This window comes from Flavobacterium hydrophilum (genome assembly GCF_003202405.1).
Taxonomy (GTDB): domain Bacteria; phylum Bacteroidota; class Bacteroidia; order Flavobacteriales; family Flavobacteriaceae; genus Flavobacterium; species Flavobacterium hydrophilum.
Map to the genome: position 1 here is coordinate 121968 of NZ_QJHL01000005.1, position 17251 is coordinate 139218.

Here is a 17251-nt window from a genome sequence, read left to right on the forward strand (position 1 = left end):
TTGGCGAGATTTTATTTAGGCTAAATTTAAAGACCGTTTTGTATTTGAGATGATTTGGCAAATCCAAAGAATGGTCTTAATCAGTCCAAAACCCACTGATTACCATAAAGTTATCCCCAATATGAGAAAACTAATCCAGATATTAATTTTATTGATTCCCATTCTCGCTTTTGCGCAAATGAAAGATAGCTGGAATAATATCACAATTAAAACTTTGGACTCCTTAAAAACTGAATTAAAACCTGAACAAATCGTATATTTTAATTTATTAATTGCAAAAAGAGAAAACTACCAAACTCAAAAACGAATTGACACTACTAATGCGACAATTTTAATAGTTGAAGGATATAAATTCTCTGAAAAGAAATATGGAATCAACGAAGAATTTCTCTTCGACAGCAATCATATTTTTTCTTATGAAAATGACATCAAAGAAATTGGAGTAAGCTTTAATGATTATGAAGATTTTATACTACCCGCTCTTAATAAAAAAACTTTAGACTCAATTAAACCAAGAAAATTTACAGCAGTTTTTGGTTGTTCTCCCAATAATAGAACAATCCGAAAATCAAAGAAAATCGAAAAAATGGCAGAAAAAGAAGGAATTATATTGGAAGAATATATAAAAATAGTAACCTTAATTGACAATCGAACTAAAAAAATAAAAGTATCATTTTTAATTCCGAAAGCTGGAAAAAGAGAAGTCAATATTTCTTATGGACCATTCTTTTCGAACAAAAGATTGGAATCTTGGCTAAAATAAAATACTTGCTACAACAACCCCGCTTTCGCACAAATCCTCGTGTAGCTTTTTAAACGAATAGTTTATCAAATTCGAACAACTCAAATTAATAAACTACTGAGAAACTAAGGTTTTTAGACCCAAAAATAGTCTGTTATCAAAAAAGTACTAAATAATCAATAATAAACCCTAGCATCTCAGAGTTCTTAAATTATGCGGTAATAGCGAACTGATTTTGACTAAACTTATATTCTTTTGGACTGCAGTTAAATTTCTGTTTGAAGATTTTAGAGAAATAACTTCTGCTGGTAAATCCGATGCAATACACTATTTCTGAGATATTTAAATCTGAATTCTTGATTAGAATTTCGGCTTTTAAAATTCGCATATGCGTGATAAAATCATTTACTGTTCTGTCATGAATCATTTTAAAACCTTCCTGTAGCTTATTTGGTGACAAACCCGATTGTTTGCTGAGCGATTTTATAGTAAACTGCTCTTCAGGAGTTTCTTTTATAAGGTCTGAAAGCTTTTTTATTTCTTCCATTTCTTTTAAAGTCAGACAGTTTGTTTCTTTCAGACAATTGTTCATATCATCAGAATGCTGTTGGATTTCCATTGCCAGAATGATTTTTAAAATTCCCTCTTTTAATAAATTACGAACAATTCCGTTTTGGGTAACTGCATTTAACTGTTCAATTTTTTCTGCTATTTTTAAGTTATAAGAACCTACATAGAAAAAATTACCAGAAAGATTCTTTTCGAAGAAAATCTCTTTTACTTTATGATTGAAAAAATTATTTTCAAGTGAATCCGCATTCTGGGTTCCTACCACAATTAAAGTGACTTTAGTGCTGGTATTCTTCTCAAAAGATAAAATATTATCTTCATTTTGTCTGGATGAAACTATAGCTGTCTGAAATTTTTTCAATTTTCTTTCTGCACCTGACATTCCAAAACTGTGTGATAAGCTTCCTTTTGAACAATAAGCAAAATAAACAGGCGAAATATTCGGATTCCCGATACTAATTCTTACGTCTTCAGAAAAGGTCATATCAAACTGTAAACAGGAAATAGCGTTACTGAATGAAGATCCCACGATAGTTCCTTTGGCAAAATTATTGCTGACTTCTAAAGCATATTCATCAGAATCAAAAATTATTTTACCTCCTAAAGCGGATGTCAGTTCTTCAAATATATTTTTAATTTTATCGTTATGTATAGTTACTGTTTTCATTTTGCTCGGATTTAGATTCTAAAAATTATATTTATATAAGTAAGAACAGGTTCAGTTTTTTTGCTGTGAAATCTGAACTTCAAAATTCGTCCATAACACCTTAAAATCTGTTATATAATTTTTAGGAATTGTTTTATAATTTCTTCTACATCCTTTATTTTAATCATTTAAATATGAAAAGTTTTTCTTTTGCTCCTGTCGCTTCAATTGATGCAACTGTTTTAATTTTAGGAACCATGCCTGGCACTAAATCGCTGGAAATACAACAATATTATGGCCATACCCAAAATAATTTCTGGCGTTTTATGTTCGAAATTTTAAATGAAGATTTCTCCAATGATTATGAAATCAGGAAAGCACTTTTAATAAAAAACGGTATTGCTTTATGGGATGTTTTACAATTTTGTGAAAGAATTGGAAGTCTGGACAGCGCTATTAAAAATGAAATTTCAAATAATTTTGAACATTTTTTAAACCTGCATCCACATATTAAAACTATTATTTTCAACGGTCAAAAAGCAGCTGCCTTTTTTAAGAAGCATGTTGTCTTGAAAAATACGAATTATGAGTTCATAATTCTGCCTTCTACAAGTCCGGCGAATGCCAGCAAAACATTCGAATCAAAATTAAATGAGTGGAAGATTATCAGAAAATTACTAAAAGTTTGAATGATATAAGATTATCGCTTTTAAGTGTAATATTTTTACTTATATGTTTAAATAATTTTATCCTAAATAAATTTTAAATATACAAATCATGAAAAAGATACTTTTAGTAAGCAAAGTAGTTTTAGGAACCGGAATACTGTTACTGAGTTTAAATTCTTGTAAAAATGAAACAAAACAAGAAGATACAAAAGAAGTCGCTGAAGATCAAAACGAAGCTAAATTTGACAGCATAGATTCTAAAGAAGATGATTCCGAATTTTTAGTGGATGCAACCGAAATCAATTTGGCTGAAATCGAAATTGGAAAACTAGCCCAGACAAAAAGTACAAACCCGGAGGTTAAAAAATTTGGTAAAATGCTGGTTGATGAGCATACAAAATTAGCTTCAGAAGTTAAAACTGCTGCTGACAGCAGAAACTTCTCGTTACCAACTTCGATTACAGAAGAAGGAAAAGAGGAATACAACAAACTAAACGAAAAAACAGGTCTTGATTTTGATAAAAAGTTTGTCGATATGATGATTGACGGTCACGAAAAAGCAATTGACAAGTTCACTAAAGCTGCTGAAAATGCAAATGATGCAGAAATAAAAACATGGGCTTCTAAAAATGTTGCTTCCCTGACTGCACATCTTCAACATGCAAAACAGCTTAAGGAAAGTTTAGATAAAAAATAAAATTGGTTACTTAGGTTTTTTAGGTTAAAAGCTACTCTGTCTTAGAGTAGCTTTTTTAGATTTTATTAATAAATGATTATGAAAGCACAATCTTACAACAATCATGTACGGTTTTATCCGGCACATCATTTTATATATTATCCGATTTTGATACTCTTTATGGCCGCTGCGATTTACTTTATGTTTACCACTGCAGACCAACTTTTATGGGGTTTCATAACCGTAATTTTTATATTTCTTTTTTGTCTCGCTTTTATGCTTCGCCAGCATTATGCTTTGATTTTACAAAACAGAATTGTTAAAACAGAATTTCGCTATCGATATTTTGTCCTTACGGGAACCCGCTTTGAAACTATTGAGTATAAATTCACTGATGATCAGCTATTTGCATTACGCTTTGCTCCCGACTCTGAATTTTTAACGTTAATTGAACGTACCCTCACAGAAAATCTCTCCAGTGATGCAATAAAAAAAGCAATTGTACACTGGAAAGGTGATTACAACAGAGTATAAAAAACATTTATCACAAATTTTTAAAACAAACAAACCCGATAATCTAAAGCTATAGATATCGGGTTTCTTACTTAAACTTAACTCAAAATAAAACTCAACTAACTTATTTTTTGACTGGAGAGAATTTTATAGCTGTTCCACCGCCAGCTGCGAGTTTGATATCTAAAATTGTTTTACTGTTTACTTTTTGCTTAGAAATTGTTACCGGATACGGATTTATTTTATAATTTGCCCCAGCTCCATCAGCATAAATTTCGGCTTCATATACTTTTCCTGCATCCAGAAATGACAATTCAACTTTAAGGTTTCTGGCCTCCTTGTTTGTAATCGATCCTAAATACCAGTTTTTCTCCTCCCAGTCTTTACGGGTAATTGTCGTATATTCTCCAATTTTAGAATCCAGAACTTTGGTATCAGACCAGGTACACGGAACGTCTTTTATAAACTGAAATTCAGGTTTACCCACATAATTCTCAGTCAGATCAGAAGCCATTTGCAAGGGACTGAAAATAATCACATACAATGCCAATTGGTTCGCCAGAGTAGTCTGAACCCTCGCTCCCGAAGGTGTTTTATAGTCAAAATTGAAATTCCCCGGAGTGTAATCAAAAGGTCCGGATAGCATTCTGGTAAACGGCAAAGTCGTTAAATGTTCCGGTGTGTTTCCTCCATCAGCAGACCATGCATTGTACTCCTGGCCTCTGCCGCCTTCCTGCGACATAAAATTTGGGTATGTACGCTGAATTCCGGTTCCTTTCATAGGTTCATGATTGTCAATCATGATGTGATATTTCGCAGCCGTTTCAATCACTTTTCGGTAATGACGCGCTCCATACTGGCTGTCATGCCATTCTTTTTTGTCTAAAAATTTATTGACATAACCCGTTTTAACGGAGTTCACACCCATTTTTTGATACAGTTTAAAAGCTTCTTCCAACTGCGATTCATAGTTTTTTGTTGCTCCGGCAGTTTCATGATGACCAATTAGTCGCACATTTTTCATGGCGGCATATTTGGTAATTTCTTCCAGATTAAAATCAGGATAGGCTTTTACAAAACTAAACGCAGATCCGTCAGCGGTCCAGTCGCCGTTCCAGCCTTCGTTCCAGCCTTCGACAAGAACGCCGTCAAAATTATTTTTTGCAGCAAAATCAATATATTCTTTAGTGTTTTTGGTAGTCGCACCATGTTTTGGTCCTTGTCCCCAGGTAAATTTTTCAAGATGCATGCCCCACCAGATTCCAATATATTTTGAAGGCGTAATCCACGAAAGATCTTCTATTTTTGAAGGGTCGTTCAAATTCAGCATAATGGTTGAAGTAGCCACTTCACCAGGTGTTTTTCCTACTACAATTGTTCTCCACGGTGTTGTAAAGGGTGTTTCTGCATACACTTTTACACCATCTGCCCACGGCACTAATTCGCTTTTGTATTGTTTATTCGTTGTTTTTAGCAAAGTCATTGAAGCAAAATCGGTTAGATTGGCTTCGTGAATCGCCACAAATAATTTTTCTTTGGTTTCAAAAGTAGCTGGCGTGTTTATAGTGTCTGTTTTACTAACAGCCGTTTTGCGGTACGTACTTTCATAATAGCTGTTTTCACGATGTACAGGAATCCACCAGACATCATTCTCTGATTTAAAAGTAAACTGCGTTACCTCATCAGAGATTTTTACTTTATTTAAATTCGGCTGTTTTGGAAAGAAATAGCGAAATCCTACTCCATCATCAAAAACCCTGAAAATAATATCAACAAGACGCTCTTCTCCGGATGATTCTTTCAGATGAACAATCAGTTCGTTATGATGATCTCTCACTTTTTTGAATTCACCCCAAGGCTGTTCCCAGGTCTCATCGGAAGTTTTTTCTTCGGTGGAAACCACTTCAAAACCTTCTGTCATTTTTTTGATTTCCTGAAATTCAAATCCCATCAAAGAAGGCTCTATTACTGATTTTCCATCTGAAAAAAAGCTGTATTGAGGCTGACCTGCAGGTGTTAATTCAAATATTAATTCTGTAATTTTTCCGGGTGAACTGATTTTATACGTTTTTTTAGTACCAGAGCTGCAAGCGTAAATCGACATCAACGCAAAAAGGATCAGACAGTATCTATAATTTATGTTTTTCATTATTTAATTGTATTAATTACAACTCTTTATTTAATTTCATTTATCAATTGTTTTGCTTTTGCAGGCTGCATCGAAACAAAATAATTAAAGGCCTGATCTAATTTTTTCTGAACATCGGTATTGCCTTTCTTTTCGATTCGAAAGTTGTACATTTTGCTGATTTCAGAAAAAACGGACTCGGTATTTTTTACACCGGCAAACGTTTTTACTTTTTCGATATAAGTGTACCCAAATTCTACTGTTGGTTCAAACATGGTCCCTTCGCCAAAATCATTCCAGGTAATCAATTGCAGGTAATTTAGATTTGCGTTTTTAGCCAATGTAAGAGTTGCATCCAGTGTAGCGCCGTTGTTGTGTTCAATTGTCCACCCTATGGCTGCCCCTCCTCCGCCTTCGGCATAAAAATCCTTGAAACCCGGATAGGCACTTCCCATGGCAACAGAGAGTTTTGGCTTTGTATTCGTGTAAAAATTAGTTAGGAAACTATTGTCTTTATAAACCCATGCATACTCTCCTGAAGCATTTGTACCTGCTTTTACAGAATGGTCCCAAAGCGTCAGAAAAGTTGGTTTTGTGGTCAATGTATTGAAAACATTCGTCCATTCGGCAGGCGTTTGCAATACTACTGGACCAAAATTCAGCAATAAAGGTTTATTGTTTATTTTAATATAATTGGCATCGGTAAAGTAATTTTTCTCCAGGTATGCCAAATCTGTTTTTGCCGCACTGGTTACCGAAATTGCTTTTCCGGCATTTACCACATTGGTTAAAAACCTGTCTTCATAAACAATGGCGTATTCTAAACCAACTTTGTCTAACATTCCAATTAATTGCTCTGTATTTTCTTTTACCATTCGGTAATCATTCACATCGTAAGTGCCGTACCAGTCGATTAAAACACCATCTATTCCTGAATATTTCATCAATAATAAATGATTTTCTATCACGTTTTTATCTCCCGAATGGTAAGGTCCGATTAGCGGATAATAATGCGAAGCAATTTCCCTGCGGTTGTTTGCTCCAATGGCATTAGGATTTTTGTTTGCCATTGTCCAGTGATAGCCCCATTTTTTATCGGCACTGCTTTCATTGGTTTCAAACCAGGGCATATAATGCATATAAATTTTGGTGCTGTTTGTTTTTTCAATCGCAACAGGTGCAACTATTTCCGGTTCTGTGGGTTTATCTGAACCTTTGTCATCGCTGCTGCAACTTGTGGCGACCAAAATATTCAGAATCCCAAAAAACAATAATGTGATATATCTTTTCATATTTAAATAATATTTGCGTCTTTATTTTTTGCCATGATTTTAATTCTTTGATCTTTATCTAAAATTTTCTCCCGCAGATTTTGCAGATTAAGCAGATATTTTTTTACTCAGATTAATTTACTTGCTTATATCTGTAAAAACCCTTTAATCTGTGGCAAAATTATTTCATGCAGATCTAAATTGATTTGAGCAGATTTTACAGATAAAAAATCTGCTTAATCTGCCAAATCTGCGTGAAATTTTTTATCCTTTAAATGTCTTTTGAAATCTGCTTCAAACACAATAATATATATTAGCCTTCCACGACTAACCAACATGGAAGACTGACATTTAAGAACCTAATTTACAGGATACCCAGGATTCTGATTCAGGTTTTTATTCGTTGTTAAAACAGTGCTTGGAATTGGAAAAATAGCTCTGTATTCTTCAGTTGCCCCTTTTTCCCACCATGACTCGAAGAATGTTCCAAAACGGATATTATCTGTTCTTCTTCTGCCTTCAAAAGTAAATTCTCTAAGCAATTCCTGATCGATAAAATGAAGATCGATTACAGTTGGCAATTCTGCATTTGCACGTAATGTTACCTGCTGAACAAAAGGTTTTGCCAGATCCGGAGCCCCTAAACGAACATAACATTCTGCCTGCATCATTAAAATTTCTGCATAACGAATTACCACTAAATCATGACTACGCTCCCACATTTCTCCGGCTTTCATTTCGTATTTTCCTAAACGTACACCTTGATTTTCCTTCGCATCGGCCACACTTGTTACTTCTTCAGTATAGGTCAGAGGTTCTCCGTTATCCATCATAATAACCTGTCCGGTTGCAATATTGATCTGATCTCCGGCAACCATACATTTTTTTCTTTTATCTGTATCTGCAAAAGCAGAATAAACCCCTGGCTGAGCACACATTCCGTTGGCACTCCAAGGATAATCTCCTATTGGAGAAATGGTTAACTTATGAAGATAATGACAAGACATTGAACTCATATAATTACCTACTGTTCCTGCTTTTTGATCGTAAGGAATTGCAAAAATAATTTCAGGTGACTTTTGATTTTCTGTTGCGAAATTGACAAAGAAATCCGGTGCTAAAGTGTACCCCGTAACTTTCTGACACATGTCGATGCAGTCCTGCCAACGGGCAGTTCCAATAAAAGCTTTTGAATTTAAATACAATCTTGCCAATAAAGAATAGGCTACATTTTTAGTAAATTTAGAATATACAATGTTTGAATTCAGATATGGAATGGCGTCCAGCAATTCTTTCTCTACAAAATCATAAACCTGTTTTCTGGTAGAATTGGATGGCAAAGCAGTATCTTCAAAATTAACTACGATTGGCACATTCCCGAATAAATCCAAAAGATTGTAATAATAATACGCTCTCAAAGCTTTTAATTCGGCATAAATGGGAGCTTTTGCCTGATCAGTCAATGACGATTTATCAATTTGATAAATAATCGAATTGATCTTCGCAATTCCGGTGTAGTTGTAACGCCAGGCCGAAAGAATCATACGGTTGTCTGCTTTCCAGGTATGTTTTTGCGCATCCTGATATTGTCCGCCATCGTACCAGTTTGTCCCTCTTGTCGGAATAGTAGCTTCATCTGAAACGGTTTCATTTAAAAAGAAAACATACTCGCAAGTTGGATAATTGTTTGATATTCCGTCTGCAAATCCTCTTAATGAAGAATAAGCTCCACCTACAAGCGCATCAATTTCTTTTGGAGTATTTCCAAAATTTCCATCTTCTACTCTATCATACAAATCTTCACTTAAATCTGTACATGATATCGTCAAAAACATGCTCATCAATAGTGCTGCTGTTATTTTGATTTTCATTTTTTATATTTTTGAGTTAATTCGCTTAATTATTTAGCGTAAAATTTAATCCAACAGAAATTGTTGTTGGGCGAGGATAATTATTGTACCTGTCAATTCCGGGAGCAGCTAATCCGGTTAGATCCATTACTCCGGTTTGGTTTATTCCGTCCTGTGCATTTAAACCAATTTCAGGATCGACACCTTTATATTTGGTAAAAACAGCCAGATTTTCTCCCATAACGTAGAATCTCAATTTTGAACCTTTATAATTCAAAGGCAAAGTATATCCTACTGAAAGTGTTTGCAACCTGAAGAAAGAAGCATCCTCGATCCAGTAACTTGAATATTTTGGAGCCGAAGTAATACCACTCGTTAGAAAATCATCCGGAACGTTGTAAGCCGGTAATCTGTTCGGATCGTTAAGCATCATATTGGTGGCGTTCAGCGCTTTTTGACCAAACATTCCGTAACCTGAAATTCCAAGATCAAATTTTCCGTAAGTAAAATTCATTCCGATACCCAAAGTCAAATCAGGCTGAATATTACCTAAATCTGTTTTATCTGCATCAACTAAAGCATTGTCAGCAACTTTGTCTCCTGCAGCATTGTAGTATAACATTTTTCCGTCCGTATCAAGTCCGGCACTTCGAAAACCCCAGAATGTTCCAACAGGATATCCTTCGGCAATAATCTGGGAATATTGTCCTGACATACCCGCTAAACCGTGTAATGATCCGCTGTAAATAACATCAGTTTCATAAGTCGTATTAGATAGTTTTTCGATTTTTTGAACGTTATGTCCTAAAGTCAAATTCGCATCCCATGAAAATTTATCGCCTTTAATGATGTCTGCATTCAACGTAAGTTCAACACCTTTGTTTGACATTTCTCCAACGTTTGCCAGCATTGTTCCCACTAAATAAGGAGGCTGAGGCACTTCATACGTATATAATAAATCGCTTGTAATTTTAGAATACCATTCGAATGAACCTGTAATTCTGTTAAACAGACTAAAGTCAACACCTATATTTAATTGTTCTGTAGATTCCCATTTCAAATCCGGGTTCGGGTTTTGTTTTGGAGAATAAGCCAGACTCCATGTTTGAGTAACCGGATCGTAGTAGCTGTCATTGCCAACTCCTAAAATCGAAAGAGATTTGTATTCGCCAATTCCATCCTGATTACCTGTAACACCATATCCAACTCTTAGTTTTAAACTACCCAGCCACTCTTTAGTAGAACTCATAAAATCTTCGTTAGAAATTCTCCATGCAGCAGAAGCCGATGGAAAAGTTCCCCATTTATTATTTTCTCCAAAACGGCTGGAACCGTCACGTCTTACTGTGGCAGTAAGCAAATATTTTCCGTCATAACCATAATTCGCACGTGCATAAAACGAAACTAAATTCGATTTTCCTTTGTATGAATACACATCACCCAAACGATAATTATAACCTGCTCCTAAATTGTTGTAGCTAAAAGCATCTGTTACAAAGCCGCTTCGCTGTGCACCAAAACCTTCGTAAATATTTTCAAGATAAGAATAACCTGCAAGAGCACTGAAGTTATGTTTATCGATAACTTTAGAATAATTTACATATAATTCACCTTGTGCATTGGTGTATTCAGCGTATGTTTTTTGAGCAAAACCACCTTCTGTTCTTCCTTCTAAAACAGCATATGAAGGCTTGTATGTATTGCCCTGTACAGCATTATGCTCCAATGAAATATTCGCTACAGCCTGAAAATCGTTTAAAAATTTTACTTCAGTTTTAAAATACCCCAAAAGCCTGTGTCTTTCATTATCTACAGTTCTGTTGGTTAAAATTTCAACCGGATTTTCATAAATATTTCCTCCAACAGAAGAAAAATCACCATTCGCATCATAAACCGGAATAGTTGGGTTCAAATTATAAGCACGCTCAAAAATTCTGTAATCCAGCGGATGCCATTTATCGATATTAGCAAATAAGCCCATATCAAATTTTACATTTTTGTTATCACCCAAATATTGATATCCATTAATGTTTCCGCTCAATCTTTCAAGACCTGTTGATTTAATTACACCTTCATTCTTTAAATAAGAAAGTGACATTCTGAAACCGCTGTCAGCTTTACCTGAGTTGATGCTCAATGTATGAGATTGTGAAATAGCAGTTTGTTCCAGTTCTTTTTGCCAATTGGTGTTTCCTCCATAATCAACAGCGTCCATATTTCCGGTCTGGCGCACATAACCCCTCCATTGATCCGCTGATAAAAGATCCAGATTATTGGCAACATATCCCATACTTGATAAGCCGCTATAAGTAACAGAAACGCCTTTTGTTCCTGATTTTGTGGTAATAATAATCACTCCGTTTGCTCCTCTTGAACCATAGATGGCTGTGGCCGAAGCATCTTTAAGGACGTCAACAGATTTAATATCTGAAGGCTGAACGATGTTAATATCAACTCCTGCAATTCCATCCACTACAATAAGCGGACTGTTGCTTGCCGTTAATGAAGTTCCTCCACGCAGACGCAATGTAGAACCTGCAGCCGGATCTCCTGAAGGTCGAATGATGTTAAGACCCGCTACTTTTCCCTGTAAGACCTGTTCTGTAGAAGAAATTGTCCCTTTAACCAAATCATCAGCGGTAACCGTTGAAATAGCTCCGGTTAAATCTGATTTTTTCTGAGTTCCGTAACCAACGGCCACAACCTGAACTTCAGCCAATTGATAACCATCATTTTGCAAACGGACATCAATATTTGAAGTATTGGCATTAATCTGAATCTTTTGAGTTGTTGATCCTATAAAAGACACTTCGATTGCACCTCCTACGGCTACATCCAGCGTAAATTTTCCGTCAAAATCTGTAGAGGTCGCATTTTTTGTTCCAGTCTCAATTACCGAAGCTCCCGGCAAAACACTTCCTGTGTTGTCATAAACGGTACCTGATACTTTCTTTTTTCCCTGCGCAAATATTCCTGCCGAAAGGAAAAGCATGAAAATCATGAATACCACCGATTTAGTAGTCCACATTTGATGCAGGACTATTTTTTTATTTTTACTAGTCATTAGAATTGGTGTTTGGTTTGATAGTGATTATTTGTCTAAAGTTTTTAGCGGAATCGAAGTATCTGAGATGGTTTTATCCTTATTATCTTTTACCAAAACATGAATCTCACTTAAATTCGGAATTCCCTTAAGCTCAGAAACCAGATTGACAAATCCTTTAATCTCTGATGTTGTTCCTGAAATCTCACCTTCGATTGTTTTACTACCGGCTGTAATTTTGTAAATTAATTTGTTTACGCCCGATTCGTTGTTTTTTCTGTACATGCCCAGAAAGTCCTTTTGGCTGATTTGTAAAGGAAAAAATCCAAATACCGGCGGTGGCGGCGGAATAAACTCACCAGCATATAAAATCTGATCGCCTGAATTAGTCGTCCAGTCTTTTGCTACCATCAGGAACGTAATATTTTCCATAACAAATCCAGGTTCTGTATTGTAGTATTCCTGCGGAATTAAATCCATTCTGTAAAAACCATTTCCTAAGTCTTTCAGTTTTGTTTTTTCAGAAACTTCCGGAATCCACGCCTGATATTCCTGTAGAACAGCCCAATCATTTAAACCGCTGTGAAAATGTACACTTGGAACACCTGTAAAACCTGCTTTTAAATTTGAATTGAATAAAATACTAACCGGTTTGTCAATTGTAGGTTTTGAAGGATAAGATTTGATTACTTCATTTGCTGTATAAAAGGAAGAGAAATCAGTGTAAGTCAGATTTGCTACGTCACTTTGTTTCGATCCGTTTTTGTTTTTTAAACGAAACCAAAATCCTGCACTTGCTGCAATTTCTTCAGGTGTTTTAGAAAAATAAGCCGTTGGGGTTAACGTAAAACTCCAGATTTTATCTCCTTCATAATGTAATTTTGCAAAATCAGAAGAGTTTTCCCAATTGCCCGCATCCGGTTCTGATGGTGACCAGATCCAGATGTAAAGGTCTTCATTTTCTAAAAAAGTCGTGCCTGAAAGGTCAAAATACCAGGTAACCTGTTCATCATATTTGTATACGACAGGAAATGATGACATTGGTCCTACAGCTCCCGCATTTTCCTGTGCCTGAACAAAATTAGGAACCATCAAAAGGGCAAGTAAAATTGTATATATAATTTTTTTCATAATCCTTTTTTAATTAATAGCATTTAATTTGAATACATAAGATACAAATGCACTTCCGCCTGAAGAATGCACTAATTGAAGTTCCATTTCATCATTGTTTCCCGGAACTGATGTCAGTCTGAGTTCATCTGTTTTTTGAGTTTTCTGTGCATCGCTGTACAAATAAATTCGTACCGGGCCGCTTGCATTCGTTGGCTGAAAATCTGAACTTAATTCCCAAAATCCTGTTGGTGCAAACAAGGGAGGAACATCTCCCAGGACTTCATAACTTGTTGGATTCATTTTTTCATCTACGTTGAATTTGATTTTAAAATCTTCGTAGTTAAAATACGTGCTCAGGTTTTGCTCGCTTGGTTCGATCTTATTTGCTTTTGCAAAATCATCAACCATTTTCAAATTTGCTAATCCCCAATTGCCGTTTACTTTCTCATAAAGGGTAATCGGATCAACATAGTTTCCGTCTTCTGTATTATCACAACCAATGGTCATTAAATACATCACAACAGCTAACCCATAAATACTTTTACGTTTCATAAATTTGTGGTTTGTTTTGTTAGTTTTTTCGTTCCCTTAAAGAACAGAGCGAAGCTACAGGTAAAATAATTTTCAAAAAAAATGTCTGATAAAAATCAAGATAAAATTCAGATATTATTTATTTCAAAACACTACAAATCAATCACTTAAAAAATAAATGTATTTATAAAAATCGAGATGCTGTTTAGATTAAAATCAGCCATTTTATAATGGTTATAATGACAATATTTAAATTAAAAGCAGTAATTTTTTTATTATACTTATTTTTAATTGGTTTTTATTGTATAATTGCAGGCAATTAGTCTATTTTTAACATTTACAAGTGATTCATACAGAATTTCTTCTGTTTTTTGACGAAAGCTGTGAAAATTCTAAATGCTTATAATCAACTTTCAGACTTATTTCAAACAAAACGAATTAGCTTTAACTGAATTATTTTACCTCCTAAACCAAAAACATAACCATGCGAAAAATATTGATTTTGTATTTTTTCATAGCGGGCTTTTCTTTAACTGCAAAAGAGACAAATCCTGTTTTGGAAGAGTTAGATAAAGTGCTTCTTAAAAAAGAAGTTTATCTGAAAAAGAAATATCAAAGAATTGGTGTTTTAAAAAAAGATATATCAAAATTTACTTTAAATCAGAATAATGAACAATTGTATAACTCTTACATGTCATTATTTGAGGAGTACAAATCTTTTAAATACGACTCCGCTTATTATTATCTGGAAGAAGCAAAAATTAAAGCTATTGCCTTAAAAGATCCTAAATATTTGGCTAAAAGCCGAATTAAAGAAGGTTTTGTATTGCTTTCATCTGGATTATTTAAGGAAGCCATTGATACTTTGAATGTTGTTCAGGATCAAAAACTTGATCAAAAAAATAAATTCGAATATTATGCTATAAAAGCCCGTGCCTACTATGATTTAGCCGATTATAATAAAGACCACCGTTTTAATATTCATTATGTACAGCAAGGGAATCATTTCCTTAAAAAGGCTTTAGAATTGATTGGTACAAACAGCAATGAATATTGGGCTGCAGAAAGCTTAAAACGTCTGAAACAACAGGATTGGCGTGGTGCCGAATTTGCTTTTAGCTATTGGATCAACAACTACAATTTACCGCCGGATTATTACGGAATCGCTACTTCGAGCCTCGGTTATATTTATTCTGAAAGAGGTTACACAAAAAAGGCCATTCATTATCTCGCACTTGCCGCTATTGCTGATGTTAAAAATGCTACAAAAGAAACTGTTGCACTAAGGAATCTTGCTAACGAACTCTTTAAAATGGGTTATTTGGACAAAGCCAATGAATATATCAATATTGCGATGGATGATGCTACTTTTTACAATGCCAGACATCGAAAAATTGAAATTTCGTTAATATTACCTATTATTGAAAAAGCACAGCTGAATAATGTAAAAGAGAAAAATGATAAACTTGAGAAAATTATTATTCTGTTGACAATCCTGACACTGATTATCATTTTGTTTTCGGTAATTATTTTCAAACAATTAAAAGAAAGAAATAAAGCCCGAAAAATAATGGCTTCTTCATATGCCCAACTGCAGGAAATGAATGTAAGTTTAAGTGAAGCAAACATAATAAAGGAAGAATACATCACCTATTTTATCAAAGCAACATCAGCTTTCATTAATAAAATTGATCATATCCAGAAGAGTACACTTCATAAAATTATTACCAAAAAAACAGATGAAGTGATTGCGAGTTTAAAACGTTATAATGTAAAGGAAGAACGTGAAAATCTCTTCCATCAGTTTGATGAAATCTTCCTGAAGTTATTCCCAACTTTTGTAACAGATTTCAATAATTTATTTCCAACTGATCATAAATGTATTGTAAAAAAAGGAGAACTTTTAAATACCGAATTACGCATTTTTGCTTTGTACCGACTGGGAATTCAGGACAGCAGTCAGATGGCAGAATTTCTGGAACTTTCTGTGGCTACCATTTACACGTATAAAACCAGAATCAAAAGCAAATCAAACTTCAAAGATACTTTTGAAGAGAAAATTATGGCGATTAAGACGATTTGAAAGTTTAGACACAAATTAAAAGACAAAAAAGAAAGCGACACTTTTTAGATGTCGCTTTCTTTTTTCTTTGCTCTTTATTCTATATTCTTTTATTCAGAAGCTTCTAACTGTAAAACCACATTCTGATAATGTTTACTAAGTGAAAACATTTGTTCAGCAAAAATCATAATGACCAGTGGAACAAACAAAAATGTGATTAAATCTTCTTCGTATAAAAAGTAGGTTGTCACAATAAAAATTCGTCCATATTCGAGATAATACATCCATTTTCTCTGTTCTAATAAAGCACCGCAATTTATCAGTGTGATCAGGATAAAAGACAGAACAAAAACTTTATCCAAAAGGTTTAAAAGCTCAAAATAATAAGTAAAAACAGTTAGGACTAAAGTACAGACTCCTAATTGGATATAAAGATAATTCCGAAATCTGAGCCTTTGATGCGGGTTGCTTTTATCCTGTAAAAATCTTTTTTCTAATATTGGCCTAATATCCTGATCCATATCGGCAGGACTTCCAAAAACAGCGTTCCATTTGGCTTTAAAACCTTTAGAACGTTTCCATAATTCATAAATTTCAAAATAATAATGAGTATGCTGCCACATAAAACTGTAGCTTTTTAACGGATGGGTTAAACCGTATTTTGGTTTCTCTTCCTCCTCTTGAAAAGTACCAAAAATACGGTCCCAAAAAGTAAACATATCTCCGTAATTTTTATCTAAATATTTTTCGTCAGATGCGTGGTGTACTCCATGAATTGAAGGCGTTACAAAAACATATTCCACCCATTTTATTTTACCGATTAGCTGTGTATGCGTAAAAAACGAATAGGCACCGTGAACAATCAGCATCGTAATCACCATCGTCGGATGAAACCCTGCAAACGGAAGAACACACCAAAAACCAGTACGTATAATGGCCTGAAAAGTCGTAATTCTGGCTGCAGCAGTAAAATTAAATTCTTCGCTATGGTGATGCACAATATGTGCTGCCCAGAAAAAATTAACTTCATGACCAAGTCTGTGATACCAATACCAGACAAAATCAGTTGCAAGGATTAAAGCAAACCAGATAAAAGCATTGCTCGGAATATCGAACAACCTGTAGTTGTTATAAATAAAATAATACAACTGATAAAAACTTGCAGCAATAAAAAGATTGATCAGTCTTTCTGCAATACCAATACTAATGTTCGAAACTGAACTTTCGTAATTAAAAATCTCCGGCTTTTTTTTACGCTGAATCAGCTTATATTCCAAAAACAAAAAAATGAAAAACGCAGGCATTGCGAACGCAAGAAAATTAATATGTTCCATTTTAAAAATTATTTTTTGACTATAAACAACTTATTTCTATTAACACTTTTAGGTGTAATTAGTTTTGATGATGATTTTTCGCCAGTTCGAGTAATTTTCGGTAG

The 17251-nt window shown here is 34.4% G+C and carries 13 protein-coding genes; 5 read left to right on the forward strand and 8 right to left on the reverse strand.

Annotated elements, in window-relative coordinates; translation table 11 throughout:
- Positions 1 to 121: 121 nt before the first annotated feature.
- Complete coding sequence (locus tag DMB68_RS18750) at positions 122 to 763, forward strand: hypothetical protein (RefSeq protein ID WP_124019452.1); 642 nt, start codon at positions 122 to 124, stop codon at positions 761 to 763.
- A gap of 190 nt (positions 764 to 953) precedes the next feature.
- Here the strand turns inward: DMB68_RS18750 and DMB68_RS18755 are convergent, their stop codons facing one another.
- Complete coding sequence (locus tag DMB68_RS18755; RefSeq protein ID WP_110348171.1) at positions 954 to 1979, reverse strand: helix-turn-helix domain-containing protein; 1026 nt, start codon at positions 1977 to 1979, stop codon at positions 954 to 956.
- Positions 1980 to 2152: 173 nt separating this feature from the next.
- Between DMB68_RS18755 and DMB68_RS18760 the strand changes: the two genes are divergently transcribed.
- The 3 genes from DMB68_RS18760 (at position 2153) to DMB68_RS18770 (ending at position 3836) form a co-directional block, all read left to right on the forward strand.
- The gene (locus DMB68_RS18760; protein WP_110348172.1) at positions 2153 to 2647 is read left to right on the forward strand and encodes a DNA-deoxyinosine glycosylase; all 495 of its coding nucleotides are present in this window, start codon (positions 2153 to 2155) and stop codon (positions 2645 to 2647) included.
- A gap of 88 nt (positions 2648 to 2735) precedes the next feature.
- On the forward strand, positions 2736 to 3323 hold the full coding sequence (locus DMB68_RS18765; protein WP_110348173.1) for a DUF4142 domain-containing protein: 588 nt from the start codon (positions 2736 to 2738) through the stop codon (positions 3321 to 3323).
- A 78-nt stretch (positions 3324 to 3401) separates the two neighbouring features.
- The gene (locus DMB68_RS18770) at positions 3402 to 3836 is read left to right on the forward strand and encodes a DUF6526 family protein (RefSeq protein ID WP_110348174.1); all 435 of its coding nucleotides are present in this window, start codon (positions 3402 to 3404) and stop codon (positions 3834 to 3836) included.
- Between the two features lie 103 nt (positions 3837 to 3939).
- Here the strand turns inward: DMB68_RS18770 and DMB68_RS18775 are convergent, their stop codons facing one another.
- The 6 genes from DMB68_RS18775 to DMB68_RS18800 form a co-directional block, all read right to left on the reverse strand.
- Complete coding sequence (locus tag DMB68_RS18775) at positions 3940 to 5964, reverse strand: glycoside hydrolase family 97 protein (protein ID WP_110348175.1); 2025 nt, start codon at positions 5962 to 5964, stop codon at positions 3940 to 3942.
- A gap of 26 nt (positions 5965 to 5990) precedes the next feature.
- Positions 5991 to 7235: a glycoside hydrolase family 71/99-like protein gene (locus tag DMB68_RS18780; protein ID WP_110348176.1), complete on the reverse strand. Its 1245-nt coding sequence runs from the start codon at positions 7233 to 7235 to the stop codon at positions 5991 to 5993.
- 338 nt (positions 7236 to 7573) lie between these two features.
- A complete protein-coding gene (locus tag DMB68_RS18785) occupies positions 7574 to 9085 on the reverse strand; it encodes a RagB/SusD family nutrient uptake outer membrane protein (protein WP_110348177.1) in 1512 nt (503 codons plus the stop codon).
- A 25-nt stretch (positions 9086 to 9110) separates the two neighbouring features.
- Entirely contained in the window at positions 9111 to 12128 is a 3018-nt protein-coding gene (locus tag DMB68_RS18790; protein ID WP_110348178.1) for a SusC/RagA family TonB-linked outer membrane protein, read from the reverse strand.
- Between the two features lie 27 nt (positions 12129 to 12155).
- Positions 12156 to 13238: a hypothetical protein gene (locus tag DMB68_RS18795; protein ID WP_110348179.1), complete on the reverse strand. Its 1083-nt coding sequence runs from the start codon at positions 13236 to 13238 to the stop codon at positions 12156 to 12158.
- A gap of 9 nt (positions 13239 to 13247) precedes the next feature.
- Complete coding sequence (locus DMB68_RS18800; RefSeq protein WP_110348180.1) at positions 13248 to 13772, reverse strand: DUF5004 domain-containing protein; 525 nt, start codon at positions 13770 to 13772, stop codon at positions 13248 to 13250.
- A gap of 463 nt (positions 13773 to 14235) precedes the next feature.
- Here DMB68_RS18800 and DMB68_RS18805 point away from each other — a divergent pair, with 463 nt between their 5' ends.
- A complete protein-coding gene (locus DMB68_RS18805) occupies positions 14236 to 15834 on the forward strand; it encodes a DUF6377 domain-containing protein (protein WP_110348181.1) in 1599 nt (532 codons plus the stop codon).
- 89 nt (positions 15835 to 15923) lie between these two features.
- On the opposite strand, the gene DMB68_RS18810 is transcribed toward DMB68_RS18805, so the two are convergent.
- Complete coding sequence (locus DMB68_RS18810; RefSeq protein WP_110348182.1) at positions 15924 to 17147, reverse strand: sterol desaturase family protein; 1224 nt, start codon at positions 17145 to 17147, stop codon at positions 15924 to 15926.
- Positions 17148 to 17251 lie beyond the last annotated feature (104 nt).